The 5,458-nt window shown below is 73.3% G+C and carries 3 protein-coding genes and 1 pseudogene; 3 read left to right on the top strand and 1 reads right to left on the bottom strand.

Going from position 1 to position 5,458, the window contains the following annotated elements:
* Positions 1-235: 235 nt before the first annotated feature.
* Positions 236-736, top strand: coding sequence for a hemerythrin domain-containing protein (locus GKQ77_RS26740; protein ID WP_219691496.1), 501 nt, complete (start codon positions 236-238; stop codon positions 734-736).
* Positions 737-850: 114 nt separating this feature from the next.
* On the opposite strand, the gene GKQ77_RS26735 is transcribed toward GKQ77_RS26740, so the two are convergent.
* Positions 851-1,246, bottom strand: coding sequence for an STAS domain-containing protein (locus GKQ77_RS26735; RefSeq protein WP_219691495.1), 396 nt, complete (start codon positions 1,244-1,246; stop codon positions 851-853).
* 285 nt (positions 1,247-1,531) lie between these two features.
* On the opposite strand from GKQ77_RS26735, the gene GKQ77_RS26730 reads away from it, so the two are divergent.
* On the top strand, positions 1,532-4,738 hold the full coding sequence (locus GKQ77_RS26730; RefSeq protein ID WP_219691494.1) for an NACHT domain-containing protein: 3,207 nt from the start codon (positions 1,532-1,534) through the stop codon (positions 4,736-4,738).
* 95 nt (positions 4,739-4,833) lie between these two features.
* A pseudogene (locus GKQ77_RS26725) lies at positions 4,834-5,458 on the top strand (ATP-binding protein); the annotation flags it as partial.

The following is a 5,458-nucleotide window of genomic DNA, read 5'->3' as shown; positions in this document are numbered from 1 at the left end:
CCTGGGGGTTGGGGGCGGTCGGGCGGCGGTGACGGTGACGGTGACGGTGACGGTGAAAGCGTAGGTCCTGTCGTCACATTTCCGTCGTCCGCCCGGGGCAGACGGGAATGTGACGACAGGGCCTAGGCCCCGGCCGGGGAGGTGGGCCGCAGGAGTGACAAGGAGCGCGCTACCCGGCGGTTACGGGGTACTCATCGCAGCGAGCCCCACCCACCGGTTGAGAAGGAGCACTGTCATGGCGAGCACGGACACATCGACGGACGTCGTCGAGCTGATCCTCGACGACCACCGGCGCATGGAGGACCTCTTCCGCGAGATGCGCAGCGTGGAGGGCGAGCGGGCCGCGGCCCTGCGGGAGTTCGCGGACTTGCTCATCGCGCACGCCCTCGCCGAGGAGGCCGAGGTCTACCCCGCACTCAAGCGTTACCGGGACATCGAGAACGACGAGGTCGAACACGGCGTCGAGGAGCATGAGGAGGGCAACAAGGCGCTTCTCGAGCTCCTGGAGGTCGACGAGGTCGGCTCCGACGAGTGGGACGAGAAGCTGGAGAAGCTGGTCGAGGCGGTGACGCACCACGCCGACGAGGAGGAGCGGACGATCCTCAACGGCGCCCGCGAGAACGTGGCGATGGAGCGCCGTGAGGAGCTGGGCGCCGCCTTCACCAGGGAGCGCGCCAAGCAGCTCAAGGAGGAGTGCGGAAGCATCGAGAACGTCCGCCGCATCGTGAAGTCCTGAGCGCCGCGCGGGGCCGAGACGACTCTGGGCCCCGCGCAGGGCCGGCTCCCGGGGCCCGGCGCCCGGCGCCCGGCGCCCGGCGCCCGGCGCCCGGCGCCCGGTCAGATCGTCCGGTCAGTCCTGCGTGGGCGGCCAGACCGGCCGGTGCGGTTCCGGCAGTTCGGCAAGGGCGTGGGCGACGGTCCGGTGGCTCGGCAGCAGTTCGGCGCTGCCGGTCGCCGCGAGCAAGTCCGTGAGCCGGCGCCCCGCCCCCGCCAGGAGGAGCCTGCCGTCGCGGCGGTCGAGCAGCCACCGCATGGCCAGCAGGCAGTTGAGCCCGCGCGAGTCGCAGAACGACAGGGCGGTGGCGTCGAGGACCAGGTGCCGGTGGCCCGAGTCGACGTACGCGCCGAGCGTGCCCAGGAAGAGCGCCTCGCCGCTCTGGTCCAGCTCGCCGGTGACACGCAGCACCGCGCAGGCGTCGCAGCTCGCCAGCTCCGTGATGGTCAGACGACGGATCTGCGTGGACATCGGCGCCTCCATCTCTACGCGGCGCCACCCTACGCCCGCCACGCCCGGTGATCGGCACTCTTATGGGGGAGTGTGCCCCGCATCTCGCCGGGCAGCGGACCAGGACGGCTTTTCTCGGTGCTTTGGAACCCTGCCGAGCCGTCGCGGCCACCCCGCCCCGCCGCGGGCCCGGCCCGGTCAACTGGCGTGACATATAGGCGTTTTCGGTGGTTCGGGTGGGGTGCGCGGCTACGCTTGTCGGGGCCCCGCCCCGTCGGCGGGGCGGTGGCGGCGGAGGGAGAGTGCGTGGACGGGGGCACGGTAGGGCTGCGTATCGCGTCGGCGGTGATCGCGCCGCTGCTCAAGCGGCTGCTCCTGCCGCCCGCCAAGGCGCCGGGCGCCCACTACCAGGACCGGCCGATCCCGGTCCGGCGGCTCATGGCCTTCTCCCGCGAGCACCGCACCCTCACCGAGGACGATCTGCACCGGATCGCCCGCGAGCTGGTGCGGCGCGCGGTGCGGGCCGCGGGCCCCTACGACCCGCCGGTCGGTCCCGACGAGAAGGACGCGGTGGGGCTTGCGCTGACCCGCACCCTGCACGCGCTCGGCGATCTCGACATGGACGACGTCCAGGCCTTCGCGCTCGGCCCCGAGAAGCTGGCCGCCGAGCTATCGCGGCGGGCGGGCCCCGAGACCCGCAGGCTCCTGAGCGACGACGCCGCCCGCTTCCACGACCGGCTCCTGGAGACGGCCTGCGTACATGTGGTGCGGTTCTTCAGCGAGCAGCCGGGGTTCGCCGCGCGCACCCAGGTCGAGCAGAGCCGTGAGGTCCGCGAGCAGAGCGAGCGCCTGGACCGGATCCTGGAACGCCTTCCCGACATCTCCGCGCAGGACGCGCGGTTCGAAGAGGATTACGCGCGTTACGTCGTCCAGTGCCACGGCAAGCTCACCATCCACGGCGTCGACCTACGGGAACCCGCGGGGCAGGAATGGCCCCTGGAGGACGCCTACTTGAGCCTGGAGGCCACCCCCTACCGCAGCGGCCCCTCGGAGGCGGCCCCGCTGGCGGACGGCGAGTCGCCCGAGCGCGCGGCGGCGCCGGTGGAGACCACCCTCGCCACCCATGACCGGGTCCTGCTGCGCGGCGTCGCGGGCACCGGCAAGACGACGCTCGTCCAGTGGCTCGCCCTCACCACCGCCCGCCAGGAGCGGATGCCGGGCTCCCTCTCCCAGCTCCTGGGCCGCGTGCCCTTCGTACTGCCGCTGCGCGCCCTGGCCCGCAAGGGCGCCGAACTGCCGATGCCCCAGGACTTCCTGCGCTGGATCGACTGCCCGCTGCTGGGCACCGAGCCGGAGGGCTGGGCCACGCGCGTGCTGCAGAACGGCCGCGCGGTGATGCTGATCGACGGGGCGGACGAGATCCCCAAGGGTGAGCGCGGCCGCGTCAAGGCGTGGCTCAAGAAGCTCCTCGCGGTCTTCCCCGGCAACCTGTGGCTCCTCACCTCGCGCCCCTCCGCCCTGGAGCAGGGCTGGCTGCGGCACGAGGGCTTTAACGAGTTCGTGCTCAGCGCGATGCCGCCCGCCGACATGCGCCGGTTCATCGAGCGCTGGCACGCGGCGGCGGGAGCGCCCGCCCGCCTCGGCGAGTCGCTGACGCTCGCACTGCGCAGCAGGCCCGAGCTGAGCCGCCTCGCGACCAACCCGCTGATGTGCGGGCTCATCTGCGCCCTGCACCGGGAGCGCCGCGGTTTCCTGCCGCGCGGGCGTGCCTCGCTCTACGAGGCCGCGCTCGCCATGCTCCTGGAGCGGCGCGATGTGGAGCGCGAGGTGTACGGCGGTGGCGACGGCGCCCCGCAGCTGGACCAGCGGTCGGCCACCGAACCGCTGCGGAGCCTCGCGTACTGGCTGATCCGCAATGAACGGACCCAGCTGGACCGCGCGGACGCCGTCGGTGTCGTACGCCGCCTGATGCCGTCGGTGGAGCGCCTCGCGGAGATCGGCGAGGCGGAGGACGTGCTCCAGCTGCTCCTGGAGCGCTCCGGGCTGCTGCGCGAACCCGCCCAGGGCGCCGTCGACTTCATCCACCGCACCTTCCAGGACTTCCTCGGCGCCCAGGCGGTGCTCGAGGAACGCGACATGGGCATGCTGGTCAACAACGCGCACCTGGAGCACTGGGAGGACGTGGTGCAGATGGTCGTCGCCCAGGCCCGCCACCACGAGCGGGGCGAACTGCTCACCCGGCTGCGCGAGCGCGGGGAGCGGGAGCGGGACCCGGCCGTCCAGGCCCGGCTGCGGCTGCTCGCGCTCGCCTCCCTGGAGCAGGCCACCAGCGTCGCCCCGGCGGTGCGCGAGGCCATCGAGGGCCAGGCGGCGCGCATGGTGCCGCCGCGCAGTCTGCGCGAGGCCAGGGCCCTGGCGCAGACGGGACCGCTGCTCCTTGGCCTGCTGCCGGACGCCGACGCGCTCTCGGGCGACGAGGAGCTGGCCACCGTACACGCCATCTGCCAGATCGGCGGGGACGCCGCCATCCCCCGGCTTCGGCAGTTCCTGCACACCGGCCAGAGCGCCGTGCGCGCCCAGCTGCTGCACCACTGGGACCGCTTCGACCCCGAGGTGTACGCGGAGGAGATCGTCCGGCCGCTCCTGGAGATCGCGCCGGAGGAGATGGTCACCGTGCGTTCGCGCGCCGAGCTTGACGCGCTGCGCACCATGTCCGGCTACCAACGCGTCAGCCTGCGGGGCGACTTCACGCCGGACGACGTCCGCTCGGCGTTCGACGGCAGGCGGCTGCGGGAGCTGCAGCTGCGCGACATCCTCTCCCTGGACTCCCTGGACGTCCTGTCCGGCTACCCCGAGCTGGAGTCGGTCGGGCTGCGCGGCTGCCGCAACGTCCAGGATCCGGCGCCGCTCACCCGGCTCCCGCGGCTGCGCCGGCTCGCGCTGCGCGACCTGCCCCGCTTCGAGCCGCTGCACGAGCTGGCGGGCTGCGCACGGCTCGACACGCTCCTGATCGGCGCGGACGTTCCCTGGCGCGGCCTCGCCGACCTGCCGTGCCCCGGGCGGCTCCAGGTCCTCTCGCTGCCCCCGACCGCCACCCGCCTCTCGGATATCGCGGCCTGCGAGAGCCTCACGGAACTGCACCTCCAGGAGGCGAGCGAGCGGCTGACGCCGGACTCCTGGGGCTCGGACATCGGCAAGCTGCCCGGACTGCGGACGCTCACGCTGACCTCGGCGCAGCTGAGCATGCTGCTGTTCGCGCCGCGTACGCAGCTCCCCCACGTCACCCGGCTGAACGTGCACGCGGGGGCGGGGGCCGCCGTGCCGCTGCGCCGGATCGCCCTGCGCCTGCCCGGCCTCGAGGAGATCCATCTGCTGGAGGCGGCCGAGGTCGACCTCGCCTCGCTCGCCTCGCTGCACCGGTTGCGCAAGGTCCGTCTCGCCTACCCCGGCGAGGTGCGCGGCACGGAGGCGCTCGCGGGGGACGTCGAGCTGTCCATCTACCCCCAGCCCTGATCAACGGGCTGACACCGGTCGTGCGCTGAGGGTAAGTTCTGTGACCCCGAGCACAGTTGACGAGGAGCGGCACTACGGAGGCGGGGTCCAGTCGGATGAACAGTGCGGAAGACGTGCCGCTGTACGGCAGGGACCCTCTCCTGCGCGCGCTCGTCCCGCGGCTGACCGGTCTCAAGTTCGACGAACGCTCGCGCGCCGCACGGGAGTTCCAGCACGACCTGCCTGTGGTCCTGGTGACGGGGCGTCACGGCATGGGGCGCAGCGCGGTGCTGCGGGAGCTGGCGGCGCACTACCGCGGCCGGCTTCCCCTCGCCCACATCCGGATCGCGCCTGCCGGTTCCACCGCGTTCTCGGTGGGCGGCTCCGACGCCGACGGTCACCTCGCCACCGATCTCGTGGGCGTCCTGATGGAGCTGGCGCGTCAGCTGGCGCCTTCCTATCGGCGGCCCTTCCCCGTGCTGCTGCCCGGCCTGTTCGCGGTCTCCGGCTGGGAACCGGGCGACGACGCCGACCGGGACGCGGTGTGTCTGCGTCTTGCCCGGCTGCTGCTCGCCTGCCATCAGGCCGACGAGCCCGAGCAGGAGCTGCGCCAGGCGTGGGCGGCGGCGGTCGAGGCCCGGGTGGAACCGGTCTATCCGCGGGCGCCCGGGGTGCTCGGCGTGCCCGGGGTGCCGGTGTCGGGTGCGGCTGGGGTGCCCGATGCGTCTGGGGTGCCTGGGG

The sequence above is a fragment of the Streptomyces anatolicus genome (genome assembly GCF_019400875.1).
In the GTDB taxonomy this organism is placed as follows: domain Bacteria; phylum Actinomycetota; class Actinomycetes; order Streptomycetales; family Streptomycetaceae; genus Streptomyces; species Streptomyces anatolicus.
Note: the sequence above shows the minus strand (reverse complement) of the source record. Positions and strands in the feature narration are given on the sequence as shown.

Excerpts from the sequence above, each read along its gene's own strand:
- GKQ77_RS26740 (WP_219691496.1), top strand. The coding sequence starts at position 236 with ATGGCGAGCACGGACACATCGACGGACGTCGTCGAGCTGATCCTCGAC.
- GKQ77_RS26735 (WP_219691495.1), bottom strand. The coding sequence starts at position 1,246 with ATGTCCACGCAGATCCGTCGTCTGACCATCACGGAGCTGGCGAGCTGC.